This window comes from Bacillus inaquosorum, assembly GCF_023238325.1.
Classification (GTDB): domain Bacteria; phylum Bacillota; class Bacilli; order Bacillales; family Bacillaceae; genus Bacillus; species Bacillus inaquosorum.
Map to the genome: position 1 here is coordinate 689197 of NZ_CP096592.1, position 15813 is coordinate 705009.

Below are 15813 nucleotides of genomic sequence, written 5' to 3' on the forward strand. Positions count from 1 at the left end.
TTCTCTAGTAGAATATGAATGCTTTATGCAAGCTGAAGAGTAGGGGGATGAAATAAAATGATGCAAACCATCTTATCAAATGGGATAGCCATGGTTCTCATAATTCTCATTATTAATATTGTCTATGTGTCATTTTTTACGATAAGAATGATTTTAACGCTGAAAGGCCAGCGGTATTTAGCGGCCGGCATCAGTACGATTGAAATACTGGTTTATGTGACAGGACTGAGCCTGGTGCTCGATAACTTAGACCAGATTCAAAATGTAATCGCGTACGCGCTCGGTTACGGTCTTGGCGTGATTGCCGGCATGAAAATAGAAGAAAAATTGGCGCTTGGCTATATTATGGTCAACGTGATTACGAAGGAGCTTGATCTTGATCTTCCGAAGCAGCTTCGTGAAAAAGGCTATGGCGTGACGAACTGGGTGGCAGGCGGGCTTGAAGGCGACCGCACAGCCCTTCAGATTCTGACACCGAGAAGATATGAACTCCAGCTGTATGATACGATTAAAACACTTGATTCAAAGGCATTTATTATTGCATATGAACCAAAAACAATTCACGGCGGCTTCTGGGTTAAAGCGGTGAAGAAGAGGAGAATTAAAGAATAATGGCAAAGCCGAAGAAGAAAAAGTTTGAAGTGACAGAGCAGCAAACCATTGATGCGGTGCTTCAGCAAATGAAAGAAGAAGGATATCTGCCTGTACGGCGAATGGAAGAGCCTATTTTTATGGAAAAAAAGGAAAATGGGTCAATTCAGATCGTTCCGTGCGGGAAAAAAATCGTATTTGAAGGGAAATTGATCTAAAACACGAACATTAGTAGAATGAATTTTTGTATCGTTCGATAATATCGTTGACATTATCCATGTCCGTTGTTAAGATAAACATGAAATCAAAACACGACCTCATATAATCTTGGGAATATGGCCCATAAGTTTCTACCCGGCAACCGTAAATTGCCGGACTATGCAGGAAAGTGATCGATAAAACTGACATGGATATATCGCAGAAGCGAACGACTGACGATACATGTACCATGCCCGGTTTGTATTGCTTCCTCATAAGTGCAATGCAGAGCGGGTATTTTTTATTTTCTGAAAACTAAAGCATTAGAAGGTGGGAACAGAATGCAGCCGCTAGTAGGAATCATCATGGGAAGCACTTCCGATTGGGAGACAATGAAAAACGCATGCGATATTCTTGACGAACTCAATGTTCCGTACGAAAAAAAGGTCGTTTCCGCTCACCGGACGCCTGATTTGATGTTTGAATACGCTGAAACTGCCAGAGAGAGAGGCATCAAGGTGATTATCGCCGGTGCCGGAGGAGCAGCGCATCTGCCGGGGATGACGGCGGCGAAAACAACACTGCCGGTCATCGGAGTTCCGGTTCAATCCAAGGCGCTAAACGGAATGGATTCACTTCTTTCCATCGTCCAAATGCCTGGAGGCGTGCCTGTTGCGACAACAGCCATCGGCAAAGCGGGCGCTGTGAACGCAGGCCTGTTAGCGGCGCAAATTTTGTCAGCTTTTGACGAAGATCTTGCCCGTAAGCTGGATGAGAGAAGAGAAAATACAAAACAGACGGTGTTAGAAAGCAGTGATCAGCTTGTCTAATCAAATCATCTATCCGGGAGCTGTAATCGGCATTATCGGCGGCGGCCAGCTTGGAAAAATGATGGCTGTGTCCGCCAAACAAATGGGGTATAAAGTCGCAGTCGTTGATCCGGTGAAAGATTCGCCGTGCGGGCAGGTTGCGGATGTCGAAATTACCGCTCATTATAATGACCGTGAAGCGATTCGAAAATTGGCGGAAATCAGCGACATCATCACGTATGAGTTTGAAAACATCGACTATGATGCGCTGCATTGGCTAAAAGATCATGCGTATCTCCCGCAAGGAAGTGAGCTGCTGCTCATTACCCAAAACCGTGAAACGGAGAAAAAAGCAATTCAAGCCGCGGGCTGTGAAGTAGCGCCGTACAGCATCGTCAAAACAAAGGATGAACTGGAACAGGCGGTACAGGAGCTGGGGCTTCCCGCAGTGCTCAAAACATGCCGCGGCGGATACGACGGCAAAGGACAATTTGTCATCAAGGAAGAGGCGCAAATTGAGCAGGCTGCCGCTCTTTTAGAGCACGGAACTTGCATTCTTGAAAGCTGGGTTTCTTTTGAAATGGAACTGTCGGTTATCGTCGTCAGATCGGTAAACGGCGAAATTTCAACATTTCCGGCAGCTGAAAACATTCACCACAACAATATTCTTTTTCAAAGCATCGTGCTTGCACGGGTGGAGGAAGGAATTCAGAAGAAGGCTGCCGAGCTGGCCGTTAAGCTTGCAGAAGAGCTTAACCTTGTCGGACCGCTTGCTGTTGAAATGTTCCTGACAGAAGACGGAGAGCTCTTGGTCAATGAACTGGCGCCAAGGCCGCACAATTCAGGGCATTATACGCTGGACCTTTGCGAAACGAGCCAGTTTGAACAGCATATCAGAGCGATATGCGGCCTTCCGCTTGGGAAAACAGATTTGCTGAAGCCAGGCATGATGGTGAATCTTCTCGGTGATGAAGTGAAGCTTGTGGAGGAAGAGCCGGAGCTTTTAAAAGAAGCAAAGCTATATATATACGGAAAACACGAAATCAAAAAAGGCCGCAAAATGGGGCATATTACATTTATGAAGCAGCCTGAAGACCACTGGATTCAGGAGATCACAAATAAATGGATGAATAGAGACGGAGGACAAGCAGAATGATCGAACGTTATTCAAGACCTGAAATGTCCGCGATTTGGACGGATGAAAACAGATTTCAAGCGTGGCTAGAGGTGGAGATTCTTGCCTGTGAAGCATGGGCGGAGCTTGGCGTCATTCCGAAAGAAGACGTAAAGGTCATGCGCGAGAACGCGTCATTTGACATTAACCGCATTTTAGAAATCGAACAGGACACGCGCCATGACGTTGTCGCTTTTACACGCGCCGTTTCCGAATCACTGGGCGAGGAAAGAAAATGGGTGCACTACGGCTTAACGTCAACTGACGTTGTTGATACTGCTCTTTCTTACTTATTAAAACAGGCAAACGATATTCTGCTCAAGGACCTTGAGAGATTTGTTGACATTATAAAAGAAAAAGCGAAAGAACATAAATACACAGTCATGATGGGGCGCACACACGGCGTACATGCTGAGCCTACAACATTCGGCTTAAAACTTGCGCTTTGGCATGAAGAAATGAAACGCAATCTTGAGCGTTTCAAACAAGCGAAAGAAGGCATCGAGGTTGGGAAGATTTCCGGCGCTGTCGGCACATATGCGAACATTGATCCATTTGTTGAGCAATATGTATGTGAGAAGCTCGGATTGAAAGCAGCACCGATTTCGACTCAAACCCTTCAGCGTGACCGCCATGCTGACTATATGGCGACACTTGCTTTGATCGCGACAAGCATCGAGAAATTCGCAGTGGAAATTCGCGGACTGCAAAAGAGTGAGACACGCGAAGTTGAGGAATTTTTCGCGAAAGGGCAAAAGGGTTCATCTGCAATGCCGCACAAACGCAATCCGATCGGCTCTGAAAACATGACAGGCATGGCGCGCGTCATTCGCGGCTACATGATGACGGCTTACGAAAATGTTCCATTATGGCATGAGCGCGATATTTCTCATTCTTCAGCAGAACGGATTATTCTTCCGGATGCGACAATCGCGCTGAACTACATGCTGAACCGCTTCTCTAACATCGTGAAGAACTTAACGGTCTTCCCGGAAAACATGAAACGCAACATGGACCGCACACTCGGCCTTATCTACTCTCAGCGCGTGCTGCTTGCTTTGATTGACACAGGCCTGACTCGTGAAGAAGCCTATGATACAGTGCAGCCGAAGGCAATGGAAGCGTGGGAAAAACAAGTGCCGTTCCGTGAGCTTGTGGAAGCGGAAGAGAAAATCACTTCCCGTCTTTCTCCAGAAAAAATTGCTGACTGCTTTGATTACAATTACCATCTGAAAAATGTTGATCTGATCTTTGAACGTTTAGGTTTAGCATAGAAGAAGCTGTTAGGCGGCTTCTTCTATGCCGCTGCAGTTTGAAAATTCCCAACATTCGGGTTAGGAGGCCTTCCGTGAATATTGTGAAAAAAGAACTTTTATACGAAGGAAAAGCAAAAAAGATCTACAAAACCGATGACGAAAACACGCTGTATGTCGTGTATAAAGACTCCGCCACTGCCTTTAACGGCGAGAAAAAAGCAGAAATCAGCGGGAAAGGGCGCTTAAATAACGAGATTTCAAGCTTAATTTTCAAACACCTTCATGCTAAAGGCATTAACAACCATTTTATCGAGCGCATTTCAGAAACAGAGCAGCTCATTAAAAAGGTAACGATTGTGCCGCTTGAAGTCGTCGTCAGAAATGTTGTGGCAGGAAGCATGTCCAAACGTCTCGGCATTCCAGAAGGCACGGAGCTTGAACAGCCGATTATCGAGTTTTACTACAAGGATGACGCGCTGGGTGATCCGCTCATCACAGAAGATCATATTTGGCTCTTAAAAGCGGCGACTCCTGAACAGGTAGAAACCATTAAGTCCATTACAAAAACAGTAAATGAAGAGCTTCAAACCATTTTTGACGATTGTCATGTCAGATTAATAGATTTCAAGCTTGAATTCGGTTTAGATGCAGACGGGCAAGTGCTTTTGGCGGATGAAATTTCACCTGACACATGCCGCTTGTGGGATAAAGACACGAACGAAAAGCTGGACAAAGATTTATTCAGACGCAATCTGGGAAGCTTAACCGACGCATACGAAGAGATTTTCAAAAGACTGGGAGGCATTCATCATGTATAAAGTAAAAGTTTATGTCAGCTTAAAAGAAAGTGTACTAGATCCACAAGGGAGCGCTGTCCAGCATGCCTTGCACAGTATGACTTACAACGAGGTTCAAGATGTGCGCATCGGGAAATACATGGAGCTTACCATTGAAAAATCAGACCGTGATCTTGACGCGCTCGTAAAAGAAATGTGCGAAAAACTTCTTGCGAATACAGTGATTGAAGATTACAGATACGAGGTTGAGGAGGTAGTCGCACAGTGAAATTTGCGGTGATTGTGTTACCCGGCTCCAACTGTGATATCGATATGTATCATGCTGTAAAGGATGAGCTCGGCCATGAAGTGGAATACGTCTGGCATGAGGAAACAAGCCTTGACGGCTTCGACGGCGTATTAATCCCGGGAGGATTTTCTTACGGCGACTACTTGAGATGCGGCGCTATCGCCCGATTTGCGAATATTATGCCAGCTGTCAAACAGGCGGCGGCTGAAGGAAAACCTGTTCTTGGCGTCTGCAACGGATTCCAGATTTTACAGGAGCTTGGCCTTCTGCCAGGCGCAATGAGACGCAACAAAGATTTGAAGTTCATTTGCCGTCCGGTTGAATTAATTGTGCAGAACGACAAAACATTATTCACATCTTCCTATGAAAAGGGACAATCGATTACCATCCCGGTTGCCCATGGTGAAGGAAATTTCTACTGTGATGATGAAATGCTTGCTTCATTGAAAGAAAACAATCAAATTGCTTTCACATACGGCTCCAATATTAACGGAAGTGTCAGCGACATTGCCGGTGTCGTGAATGAGAAAGGCAACGTATTAGGCATGATGCCTCACCCTGAGCGCGCGGTCGATGAACTGCTTGGAAGCGCCGACGGTCTTAAATTGTTTCAGTCTATCGTGAAAAATTGGAGGGAAACTCATGTCACTACTGCTTGAACCAAGTAAAGAACAAATAAAAGAAGAGAAACTGTATCAGCAAATGGGTGTCAGTAATGATGAGTTTGCATTGATTGAATCCATTCTTGGAAGATTGCCGAACTACACAGAAATCGGGATTTTTTCTGTCATGTGGTCAGAGCATTGCAGCTACAAAAACTCAAAGCCGATTCTGCGTAAATTCCCGACAAGCGGAGAGCGCGTGCTGCAAGGTCCGGGGGAAGGCGCCGGAATCGTTGATATCGGTGATAACCAAGCGGTTGTGTTCAAAATTGAATCACATAACCACCCATCAGCTCTCGAACCTTACCAAGGCGCTGCGACTGGCGTAGGCGGCATTATCCGTGACGTATTCTCAATGGGTGCCCGTCCAATCGCTGTATTGAACTCTCTTCGATTTGGTGAACTGACTTCACCGCGCGTGAAGTACTTGTTTGAAGAAGTAGTAGCGGGAATCGCCGGATACGGCAACTGTATCGGGATCCCGACAGTCGGCGGAGAAGTGCAGTTTGACAGCAGCTATGAAGGAAATCCGCTCGTCAACGCAATGTGCGTCGGATTAATTAATCATGAAGACATCAAAAAAGGCCAGGCAAAGGGTGTCGGCAACACAGTGATGTACGTAGGAGCGAAAACAGGGCGTGACGGAATCCACGGCGCTACGTTTGCTTCTGAAGAAATGTCTGATTCGTCTGAAGAAAAGCGCTCTGCTGTTCAAGTGGGCGACCCGTTTATGGAGAAGCTTTTGCTTGAAGCTTGTCTGGAAGTCATCCAATGTGATGCGTTAGTCGGCATTCAGGATATGGGAGCTGCCGGTTTAACAAGCTCAAGTGCCGAAATGGCAAGTAAAGCCGGTTCTGGTATTGAGATGAATCTTGACCTGATTCCTCAGCGTGAAACAGGCATGACCGCTTATGAAATGATGCTTTCTGAATCACAGGAACGGATGCTTTTGGTTATCGAACGCGGACGTGAGCAGGAAATCATCGATATTTTTGACAAGTACGATCTTGAAGCGGTTTCTGTCGGACGTGTGACAGATGATAAAATGCTTCGCCTGACACATAAAGGAGAGGTAGTGTGCGAGCTGCCTGTTGATGCCTTGGCAGAAGAAGCACCGGTTTACCACAAGCCTTCTCAAGAGCCTGCTTACTACCGCGAGTTTTTAGAGACAGACGTTCCGGCTCCTCAAATTGATGATGCCAATGAAACGCTGAAGGCCCTCCTCCAGCAGCCGACGATCGCAAGTAAAGAATGGGTTTACGATCAGTATGACTACATGGTGCGGACGAATACAGTTGTCGCTCCTGGGTCTGACGCAGGTGTTCTCAGAATCCGCGGAACGAAAAAGGCGCTGGCGATGACGACAGATTGTAATGCCCGTTATCTCTATCTTGATCCTGAAGTCGGCGGAAAAATCGCTGTCGCTGAAGCAGCGCGCAACATCATTTGCTCAGGTGCAGAACCGCTTGCCGTCACAGATAACCTTAACTTCGGAAACCCGGAGAAACCGGAAATCTTCTGGCAGATCGAAAAAGCGGCTGACGGCATCAGTGAGGCGTGCAATGTTCTCAGCACACCGGTTATCGGCGGAAACGTATCGCTTTATAACGAATCAAATGGCACAGCGATTTACCCGACACCTGTTATCGGCATGGTCGGCTTAATTGAAGATACAGCACACATTACAACACAGCATTTCAAACAAGCGGGAGATCTCGTTTACGTGATCGGTGAAACAAAACCTGAGTTTGCTGGTAGTGAGCTGCAAAAAATGACAGAAGGCAGCATTTACGGCAAAGCGCCGCAAATCGATCTTGATGTAGAGCTGTCACGCCAAAGAGCGCTGCTTGACGCGATTAAAAAAGGCTTCGTTCAATCTGCGCATGATGTGTCTGAAGGCGGCTTAGGCGTAGCGATTGCAGAAAGTGTCATGACGACGGAAAACCTTGGCGCAAACGTGACTGTTGAAGGAGAGGCAGCGTTATTATTCTCTGAATCTCAATCCCGCTTTGTTGTTTCTGTGAAAAAAGAACATCAAGCAGCGTTTGAAGCAGCGGTAAAAGATGCGGTTCATATCGGTGAGGTAACAGCTGACGGACTTCTGGCGATTCAAAACCAAGACGGACAACAATTGATTCATGCGCAAACGAAAGAGCTTGAGCGCGCATGGAAAGGAGCTATCCCATGCTTGCTGAAATCAAAGGCTTAAATGAAGAATGCGGCGTTTTTGGGATTTGGGGACATGAAGAAGCCCCGCAAATCACATATTACGGCCTCCACAGCCTCCAGCACAGAGGACAGGAGGGCGCGGGAATTGTAGCAACTGACGGTGAAAAACTGACGGCGCACAAAGGCCAAGGCCTGATCACTGAAGTGTTTCAAAATGGCGAGCTCAGCAAAGTAAAGGGGAAAGGCGCAATCGGGCACGTTCGGTACGCGACGGCTGGAGGCGGCGGATATGAAAATGTTCAGCCGCTCCTCTTCCGGTCCCAAAACAACGGCAGCCTGGCGCTTGCCCATAACGGAAATCTCGTCAATGCCACTCAGCTGAAGCAGCAGCTTGAAAATCAAGGGAGCATTTTTCAAACCTCTTCGGACACAGAGGTTTTGGCTCACCTGATCAAAAGAAGCGGCCACTTCACGCTGAAGGATCAAATTAAAAACTCGCTTTCCATGCTGAAAGGCGCTTACGCGTTCTTGATCATGACCGAAACAGAAATGATTGTCGCGCTTGACCCGAACGGGCTTAGACCGCTGTCAATCGGAATGATGGGTGATGCTTATGTTGTCGCATCAGAAACATGCGCATTTGATGTGGTCGGCGCAACGTATCTTCGTGAGGTAGAACCGGGCGAAATGCTGATCATCAATGATGAAGGCATGAAATCAGAGCGTTTTTCCATGAATATCAACCGTTCCATTTGCAGCATGGAGTACATTTATTTCTCAAGGCCTGACAGCAACATTGACGGCATTAACGTGCACAGTGCGCGTAAAAACCTCGGGAAAATGCTGGCTCAGGAATCCGCAGTTGAAGCTGACGTCGTAACAGGGGTTCCGGATTCCAGTATTTCTGCGGCAATCGGCTATGCAGAAGCAACAGGCATCCCGTACGAGCTTGGCTTAATCAAAAACCGCTATGTCGGGAGAACGTTTATTCAGCCGTCTCAGGCTCTGCGCGAGCAAGGCGTCAGAATGAAGCTGTCTGCGGTGCGCGGGGTTGTGGAAGGCAAACGCGTCGTCATGGTAGATGACTCTATCGTGCGCGGAACAACAAGCCGCCGGATTGTCACGATGCTCAGAGAAGCGGGTGCGACAGAGGTGCATGTCAAAATCAGTTCACCGCCGATCGCTCATCCTTGCTTTTACGGCATTGATACGTCCACACATGAAGAACTGATCGCATCTTCCCATTCTGTTGAAGAAATCCGTCAGGAAATAGGGGCTGACACCCTCTCATTTTTGAGTGTGGAAGGGCTGCTGAAAGGCATTGGCAGAACATACGATGACTCTAATTGCGGACAGTGTCTCGCTTGCTTTACAGGAAAATATCCGACTGAAATTTACCAGGATACAGTGCTTCCACATGTAAAAGAAGCGGTATTAACCAAATAAAACTTGAAAATGACATAAAGGCAGCGCAGTTCGGCTGCCTTTCTCATTCTGCCCTCGTTCGGGGAGATATTTTGAAAAGCGCCTTAAAGGAGTGAATAGGATGTCTGAAGCATATAAAAACGCAGGAGTTGACATCGAAGCCGGATATGAAGCTGTAAAACGAATGAAAAAACATGTGGAGCGCACAAAACGGCTTGGCGTAATGGGCAGCCTTGGCGGTTTTGGCGGCATGTTTGACCTGTCTGAGCTTTCTTATCAAAAACCTGTTTTAATTTCGGGAACGGACGGTGTCGGCACAAAATTAAAGCTAGCTTTTTCCATGGATAAGCATGACACGATTGGCGTGGACGCTGTTGCAATGTGTGTCAATGATGTGCTGGCACAAGGTGCAGAACCGCTGTTTTTCCTCGATTATTTAGCGGTCGGCAAAGCGGACCCTGTGAAAATTGAGCAGATCGTACAAGGTGTGGCAGACGGCTGTGAGCAGTCAGGTTCAGCCTTAGTTGGCGGCGAGACGGCTGAAATGCCGGGACTATATACAGCTGATGAATACGATATTGCCGGTTTCTCAGTCGGAGTGGCGGAAAAGGACGAAATCGTGACTGGAGAAAACATCAAAGAAGGTCATCTTTTGATCGGCCTGAGCTCCAGCGGCCTTCACAGCAACGGATTTTCCCTTGTCAGAAAAGTGCTTTTGGATGATGCGGAGCTGGATCTTGATAAAACATACGAACCGTTTGACCGCCCACTTGGCGAGGAGTTGCTTGAACCGACAAGAATTTACGTGAAGCCTGTGCTTGCGGCGGTGAAAAGCGGAAAAGTCGACGGCATGGCGCACGTGACAGGCGGAGGATTCATCGAAAATATCCCGCGCATGCTTCCAGAAGGCTTAAGTGCGGAAATCGATAACGGCTCATGGCCGATCCCGCCAATTTTCTCTTTCCTGCAAGAGTATGGCAAGCTGAAGGAAGAAGACATGTTCAACGTCTTTAATATGGGAATCGGCTTTGTTTTGGCAGTCAAAGAAGAGCATCTGACAGATGTGATCGGAACGCTTGAAAGCCACGGCGAAAAAGCCTATTTGATCGGGCGTGTGAAACAAGGAGAAGGCGTCACATTCGGCGGTGCGGCACTTTCATGAAAAAGTTTGCGGTATTTGCATCCGGAAACGGTTCAAACTTCGAAGCCATCGTCACGCGTTTGAAAGAGGAGAACTGGGATGCGTCCGTATCGCTCCTCGTTTGCGACAAACCGCAGGCGAAAGTCATCGAACGGGCGGAAACGTTCCATATTCCATCCTTTGCATTTGAGCCGAAGTCTTATGAAAACAAGGCAGCATTTGAACGGGCCATTATTGAACAGCTTCGCCTTCATGACGTTGAATTGATTGTTCTTGCCGGATATATGAGGCTGATCGGTGACACGCTGCTTCAGGCATACGGAGGAAAAATTATCAACATTCACCCGTCGCTTCTTCCCGCGTTTCCTGGGATTGATGCAGTCGGGCAGGCGTACCGCGCGGGTGTGAAGGTTGCCGGAATCACCGTGCATTATGTCGATGAAGGAATGGATACAGGCCCGATCATCGCTCAAAAGGCAATCGAAATTGACGAACACGATACATTGGAAACAATCGAACAGCGGATTCACAAGCTTGAGCATAAATGGTATCCGAGTGTGATTAAACAGCTATTAGGATTAAATAACAGAGGTGAAAAGGCATGACCATTAAACGTGCATTAATCAGTGTTTCAGATAAAACAAATCTCGTTCCTTTTGTAAAAGAACTGACAGAGCTTGGCGTTGAAGTCATTTCAACAGGCGGAACGAAAAAGCTTCTTCAAGAAAACGGTGTGAATGTCATCGGAATTTCTGAAGTGACAGGCTTTCCTGAAATTATGGACGGACGGCTAAAAACACTTCATCCGAATATTCACGGCGGTCTTCTGGCAGTTCGCGGCAATGAAGAGCATATGGCGCAGATCAATGAACACGGGATTCAGCCGATTGACCTCGTTGTCGTCAACCTTTATCCATTTAAAGAAACGATTTCTAAAGAAGATGTCACATATGAAGATGCGATTGAAAATATCGACATCGGCGGCCCGGGCATGCTGCGTGCGGCATCAAAAAACCATCAGGATGTGACGGTTATCGTTGATCCGGCGGATTACAGCCCAGTGCTGAATCAAATCAAAGAAGAAGGCGGCGTATCACTCCAGAAAAAACGCGAGCTGGCGGCAAAAGTATTCCGTCATACTGCGGCATATGATGCACTGATCGCTGATTATCTGACAGATGTTGTCGGTGAAAAAGAACCGGAACAATTCACTGTAACATTTGAGAAAAAACAATCGCTTCGCTACGGAGAGAACCCGCATCAGGAAGCAACATTCTACCAAAGCGCGCTTCCTGTTAAAGGATCTATTGCGCAAGCAGAACAGCTCCACGGAAAAGAGCTTTCTTACAACAACATTAAAGACGCGGATGCAGCAGTTCAAATCGTTCGTGAATTCACTGAGCCGGCTGCGGTTGCCGTAAAGCATATGAATCCTTGCGGCGTAGGAACAGGAAAAACGATCGCAGAAGCGTTTGACAGAGCATTTGAAGCGGATAAAACATCTATCTTCGGCGGCATTATCGCGCTGAACCGTGAAGTGGACAAAGCAACTGCAGAGGCGCTTCACAACATTTTCTTAGAAATCATCATTGCGCCTTCATTCAGCCAAGAAGCGCTTGACATCCTGACTGCGAAGAAAAATCTTCGTCTGCTGACGCTTGATGTGACAGCTGCCGTTCAAAAAGAAAAACAGCTGACATCCGTTCAAGGCGGGCTGCTGATTCAAGATTTAGATATGCACGGCTTTGATGATGCTGAGATCAGCATTCCGACAAAAAGAGAGCCGAACGAGCAAGAGTGGGAAGACTTGAAGCTTGCTTGGAAAGTCGTAAAGCATGTGAAATCAAATGCGATCGTTCTCACAAAGGACAACATGACAGTCGGCGTTGGAGCAGGCCAAATGAACCGCGTCGGATCAGCGAAAATTGCCATTGAGCAAGCAGGAGAAAAAGCGAAAGGCAGCGCACTTGGATCTGATGCATTTTTCCCAATGCCGGATACTGTTGAAGAAGCGGCAAAAGCGGGCGTTACGGCTATCATTCAGCCGGGGGGATCTGTACGTGATGAGGATTCCATCAAAAAAGCGGATGAGTACGGCATTGCCATGGTATTCACCGGCATTAGACACTTCAAACATTAAGGGGATGAAAACGACGTGAATGTATTCATTATCGGTAAAGGCGGAAGAGAGCATACGCTGGCATGGAAGGTGGCGCAAAGCAGCCTCGTTGATACGGTATTTGCCGCTCCGGGAAATGACGGCATGGCAGCTTCCGCACAGCTTGTAAACATTGAGGAAAGCGACCACGCCGGGCTTGTCTCATTTGCAAAAGAAAATCAGGTCGGCCTGACCATTGTCGGCCCTGAGGTTCCTTTAATTGAAGGTCTGATTGATGAATTCGAAAAAGCCGGTTTGCGTGTATTCGGCCCGTCAAAAGCCGCTGCGATCATCGAAGGAAGCAAACAGTTCGCTAAGGATTTAATGAAGAAATATGATATTCCGACCGCAGAATACGACACGTTTACATCCTTTGAAGAGGCAAAGGCATATGTGCAGGAAAAAGGCGCTCCGATTGTCATAAAAGCGGATGGACTTGCGGCTGGAAAAGGCGTAACCGTTGCAATGACAGAGGAAGAAGCGATTGCATGTCTGCATGATTTTCTTGAGGATGAAAAGTTCGGTGATGCGAGCGCGTCTGTTGTCATTGAAGAATTTCTTTCCGGCGAAGAGTTTTCTCTTATGGCATTCGTCAAAGGAGAAAAGGTGTATCCAATGGTGATTGCCCAGGATCACAAGCGAGCGTTTGACGGAGACAAAGGCCCGAATACGGGCGGAATGGGCGCTTACTCTCCAGTTCCGCAAATTTCGGAAGAAACCGTCCGCCATGCCGTAGAAACAATCGTCAAGCCCGCTGCAAAAGCAATGGTACAAGAAGGCCGTTCCTTCACTGGCGTTTTGTACGCGGGATTGATGCTCACCGAAACCGGCTCGAAGGTCATCGAATTTAATGCCCGCTTTGGCGATCCTGAAACACAGGTCGTACTTCCGCGCATGGAATCTGATCTGGTACAAGTGCTTCTTGATCTTTTAGAAGATAAGGAAGTTGACTTGAAATGGAAGGATACTGCGGCAGTAAGTGTTGTGCTTGCTTCAGAAGGGTACCCGGAAAGCTACGCAAAAGGCACGCCGATCGGCAGCCTTGCAGCGGAAACTGAGCAGGTTGTGGTCTTCCATGCCGGAACGAAAGCAGAAGGTGGAGAGTTCGTCACAAACGGCGGCCGCGTCGCCAATGTGACTGCTTTTGATGAAACGTTTGAAGCGGCGAGAGACCGAGTGTACAAAGCCGTTGATGAGATCATCAAGCCGGGACTCTTTTTCAGAAAAGACATTGGGGCACGCGCTTTAAAAGCTGCCCAAAAATAAAATGTAGAAAACCCGCAGATTAAGCTGCGGGTTTTTTTATACAAAAGCGGGGTGGTGAGCGGAAGAAGAAAGCACAACCAGCGTAGTCGGTTTTCCGTGGGCCATCGAAGCGTCAATAAAATCTTCAAGCGTATGTACTGATTCTGTCACCACTTTTGTCACATAGCTGTACATCCCTGTAATGCGGTGGTTTTCTGCCACATCCGGGTGCGCTGCAGCAAAGGCGGCATAGTGTTTACAGCTTTTCGGCTCCATCAGAATAAAAGCCGTTACGTGCTTGTTTAGTTTTTCGTAACAGATATTCGCGCTGTAGCCGGTAATCACTCCTCTGTCTTCCAGCTTCCTGACACGTTCCGCCGCGCTTGGCGAGCTGAGTCCGACAAGCTTTCCCAGCTCAACCATCGTTAATCTGCCATTTCGCTGCAAATGCGAGAGAATTTGAAGGTCTGTATCGTCCATTTGTCTGGCTCCTTTACATGTTTAAGCAAATTCGTGAAAATTCCTTTTATCATAAGGTGATGCTGTTGATTTAACTTAATTGTAGCATATGGATGCCGTCTTATTTTTCCTATAATAAAGCCATCAACGGAAGAGGAGGCATCATGTTGCCAGAATTGCAGCGTTCTATCACTTGGATTCAAGGGACGGCATTAACGATTGGGGCCGTTTTAGGCTGCGGGATATTAATCCTGCCGTCTGTCACTGCTGACGCAGCCGGTCCCGCTTCTTTATTTGTTTGGGTGTTCATGTCTTTCTTATCTTTTCTTCTCGTCGGCACGCTGGCCCGGCTTGTGAAAATAGCGCCCAGCGCGGGAGGAATCACGGCTTATGTGCAGCTGGCTTTTCAGAAAAAAGCCGGAGCGATTTTGGGCTGGATCATGTTAGGGTCCGTTCCGATCGGCGTTCCTGTCATCGCTTTGACTGGCGCGCATTACGTCAGTTACGTTACAGAGGCTTCGGATTGGCAGATTACTTTAATTGCAGGTTGCATGCTGGCTGTCTCCATTTTGCTTCATATGAGAGGCATTCAACTATCTGCAAACATCAGTACACTCGTCATTTGTGTCATCGTATTTCTGCTTGTCGCTTCTATTGCCGTGTCATTGCCTCATGTCAGGATAGCAGAATTTAAGCCGTTACTTCCGCATGGCTGGTCTGCCGCAGGGTCTGTTTCTGTTATGATTTTTTTCTCTTTTGTAGGCTGGGAAATGATTACCCCATTGGCTGAGGAATTTCATCGCCCTGAGAAAGATGTCCCGCTCAGCTTGTTCTTGGCAGCGGCGTGTGTGGCAGGGCTGTATATCATGCTGTCTTTTGTGACGATAGGGACTCATTCCTATGGAGAGAATGGAGAAATCGCATCGCTTGCGATGCTTATCTCAAAAGGGGCCGGGGAAAGCGGAGTATATGTAACGGTATGTTTAGCACTGTTTATTACATTCGCCACCATTCACGCCAATATTGCGGGTTTTTCCCGAATGGTATACGCATTAGCGAGAGAGGGGCACATCCCCTTATATTTCGGGAAACTCAGTGAGACAAAACATACGCCTATCCGTGTATTGATAGTGCTGGCCGCAGTGTTTGGCTTAGTGCTTGCGGCGCATGGTTTGTTTCAAATCGATTTGACGGCTCTGTTAAAAGGGCCGAGTGCGGCATTCATTGCCTCTTACATATGTACAATGGCAGCAGCACTGAAACTGCTGAAATGGAGAGATTCAGGCTGGTGGATGGCGCTCGGGGCGTTTGTGGCGTGCGCAGTGATTTACACGTTCAGCGGCTGGGCAATCCTTTATCCGGCAGCGCTGGCAGCCGCAGGGTATCTCTATATGAAGACAACGGGATGTCATGAGAAAAAGCTTGATCATGTTTTGTGAT

General features: G+C 47.4%; 16 protein-coding genes and 1 riboswitch. Of the genes, 15 read left to right on the forward strand and 1 reads right to left on the reverse strand.

What is annotated here, in order from left to right:
• Positions 1–57 precede the first annotated feature (57 nt).
• The 14 genes from M1M80_RS03555 to purD all read left to right on the forward strand — a co-directional run bounded on the left by M1M80_RS03555 (position 58) and on the right by purD (position 13935).
• Positions 58–612, forward strand: coding sequence for a DUF2179 domain-containing protein (locus M1M80_RS03555; RefSeq protein WP_004397724.1), 555 nt, complete (start codon positions 58–60; stop codon positions 610–612).
• A complete protein-coding gene (locus M1M80_RS03560; RefSeq protein WP_003219403.1) occupies positions 612–809 on the forward strand; it encodes an NETI motif-containing protein in 198 nt (65 codons plus the stop codon). Before M1M80_RS03555 ends, M1M80_RS03560 begins: the two co-directional genes overlap by 1 nt.
• A gap of 79 nt (positions 810–888) precedes the next feature.
• Positions 889–990, forward strand: a riboswitch (purine riboswitch).
• 140 nt (positions 991–1130) lie between these two features.
• Entirely contained in the window at positions 1131–1619 is a 489-nt protein-coding gene (gene purE, locus M1M80_RS03565; RefSeq protein WP_004397721.1) for a 5-(carboxyamino)imidazole ribonucleotide mutase, read from the forward strand.
• Positions 1612–2754 carry a 5-(carboxyamino)imidazole ribonucleotide synthase gene (gene purK / locus M1M80_RS03570; RefSeq protein WP_060398065.1) on the forward strand — a complete coding sequence of 381 codons (1143 nt, stop codon included), beginning with the start codon at positions 1612–1614 and terminating at the stop codon, positions 2752–2754. The genes purE and purK overlap by 8 nt, the downstream gene beginning before the upstream one ends.
• Complete coding sequence (gene purB, locus M1M80_RS03575; RefSeq protein WP_014112914.1) at positions 2751–4046, forward strand: adenylosuccinate lyase; 1296 nt, start codon at positions 2751–2753, stop codon at positions 4044–4046. The genes purK and purB overlap by 4 nt, the downstream gene beginning before the upstream one ends.
• A gap of 74 nt (positions 4047–4120) precedes the next feature.
• Positions 4121–4846: a phosphoribosylaminoimidazolesuccinocarboxamide synthase gene (gene purC / locus M1M80_RS03580; RefSeq protein ID WP_004397718.1), complete on the forward strand. Its 726-nt coding sequence runs from the start codon at positions 4121–4123 to the stop codon at positions 4844–4846.
• Positions 4839–5093 (forward strand): phosphoribosylformylglycinamidine synthase subunit PurS, encoded by a 255-nt coding sequence (gene purS / locus M1M80_RS03585; protein WP_003155758.1) that lies wholly within the window; start codon positions 4839–4841, stop codon positions 5091–5093. The genes purC and purS overlap by 8 nt, the downstream gene beginning before the upstream one ends.
• Positions 5090–5773: a phosphoribosylformylglycinamidine synthase subunit PurQ gene (gene purQ, locus M1M80_RS03590; RefSeq protein ID WP_060398066.1), complete on the forward strand. Its 684-nt coding sequence runs from the start codon at positions 5090–5092 to the stop codon at positions 5771–5773. The genes purS and purQ overlap by 4 nt, the downstream gene beginning before the upstream one ends.
• Entirely contained in the window at positions 5757–7985 is a 2229-nt protein-coding gene (gene purL / locus M1M80_RS03595) for a phosphoribosylformylglycinamidine synthase subunit PurL (protein WP_060398067.1), read from the forward strand. The genes purQ and purL overlap by 17 nt, the downstream gene beginning before the upstream one ends.
• A complete protein-coding gene (purF, locus tag M1M80_RS03600) occupies positions 7961–9391 on the forward strand; it encodes an amidophosphoribosyltransferase (protein WP_060398068.1) in 1431 nt (476 codons plus the stop codon). The genes purL and purF overlap by 25 nt, the downstream gene beginning before the upstream one ends.
• A 100-nt stretch (positions 9392–9491) precedes the next feature.
• Positions 9492–10532, forward strand: coding sequence for a phosphoribosylformylglycinamidine cyclo-ligase (gene purM, locus M1M80_RS03605; protein WP_060398069.1), 1041 nt, complete (start codon positions 9492–9494; stop codon positions 10530–10532).
• Positions 10529–11116, forward strand: coding sequence for a phosphoribosylglycinamide formyltransferase (purN, locus tag M1M80_RS03610; protein WP_019257668.1), 588 nt, complete (start codon positions 10529–10531; stop codon positions 11114–11116). The genes purM and purN overlap by 4 nt, the downstream gene beginning before the upstream one ends.
• Positions 11113–12651: a bifunctional phosphoribosylaminoimidazolecarboxamide formyltransferase/IMP cyclohydrolase gene (purH, locus tag M1M80_RS03615; RefSeq protein ID WP_004397693.1), complete on the forward strand. Its 1539-nt coding sequence runs from the start codon at positions 11113–11115 to the stop codon at positions 12649–12651. Before purN ends, purH begins: the two co-directional genes overlap by 4 nt.
• Before the next feature lie 15 nt (positions 12652–12666).
• A complete protein-coding gene (gene purD, locus M1M80_RS03620; RefSeq protein ID WP_004397691.1) occupies positions 12667–13935 on the forward strand; it encodes a phosphoribosylamine--glycine ligase in 1269 nt (422 codons plus the stop codon).
• Between the two features lie 36 nt (positions 13936–13971).
• Here the strand turns inward: purD and M1M80_RS03625 are convergent, their stop codons facing one another.
• On the reverse strand, positions 13972–14394 hold the full coding sequence (locus tag M1M80_RS03625) for an Lrp/AsnC family transcriptional regulator (RefSeq protein WP_004397689.1): 423 nt from the start codon (positions 14392–14394) through the stop codon (positions 13972–13974).
• Positions 14395–14537: 143 nt separating this feature from the next.
• Here M1M80_RS03625 and M1M80_RS03630 point away from each other — a divergent pair, with 143 nt between their 5' ends.
• Positions 14538–15812, forward strand: a complete 1275-nt coding sequence (locus tag M1M80_RS03630) for an APC family permease (RefSeq protein ID WP_060399995.1) — start codon at positions 14538–14540, stop codon at positions 15810–15812.
• The last annotated feature ends 1 nt before the right edge of the window (position 15813 follow it).

Bases quoted from the DNA above. Each gene is read 5' to 3' on its own strand.
- M1M80_RS03555 (WP_004397724.1), top strand. From the start codon at position 58: ATGATGCAAACCATCTTATCAAATGGGATAGCCATGGTTCTCATAATT.
- M1M80_RS03560 (WP_003219403.1), top strand. From the start codon at position 612: ATGGCAAAGCCGAAGAAGAAAAAGTTTGAAGTGACAGAGCAGCAAACC.
- purE (WP_004397721.1), top strand. From the start codon at position 1,131: ATGCAGCCGCTAGTAGGAATCATCATGGGAAGCACTTCCGATTGGGAG.
- purB (WP_014112914.1), top strand. From the start codon at position 2,751: ATGATCGAACGTTATTCAAGACCTGAAATGTCCGCGATTTGGACGGAT.
- purS (WP_003155758.1), top strand. From the start codon at position 4,839: ATGTATAAAGTAAAAGTTTATGTCAGCTTAAAAGAAAGTGTACTAGAT.
- purL (WP_060398067.1), top strand. From the start codon at position 5,757: ATGTCACTACTGCTTGAACCAAGTAAAGAACAAATAAAAGAAGAGAAA.
- purF (WP_060398068.1), top strand. From the start codon at position 7,961: ATGCTTGCTGAAATCAAAGGCTTAAATGAAGAATGCGGCGTTTTTGGG.
- purM (WP_060398069.1), top strand. From the start codon at position 9,492: ATGTCTGAAGCATATAAAAACGCAGGAGTTGACATCGAAGCCGGATAT.
- purN (WP_019257668.1), top strand. From the start codon at position 10,529: ATGAAAAAGTTTGCGGTATTTGCATCCGGAAACGGTTCAAACTTCGAA.
- purH (WP_004397693.1), top strand. From the start codon at position 11,113: ATGACCATTAAACGTGCATTAATCAGTGTTTCAGATAAAACAAATCTC.
- M1M80_RS03625 (WP_004397689.1), bottom strand. From the start codon at position 14,394: ATGGACGATACAGACCTTCAAATTCTCTCGCATTTGCAGCGAAATGGC.
- M1M80_RS03630 (WP_060399995.1), top strand. From the start codon at position 14,538: ATGTTGCCAGAATTGCAGCGTTCTATCACTTGGATTCAAGGGACGGCA.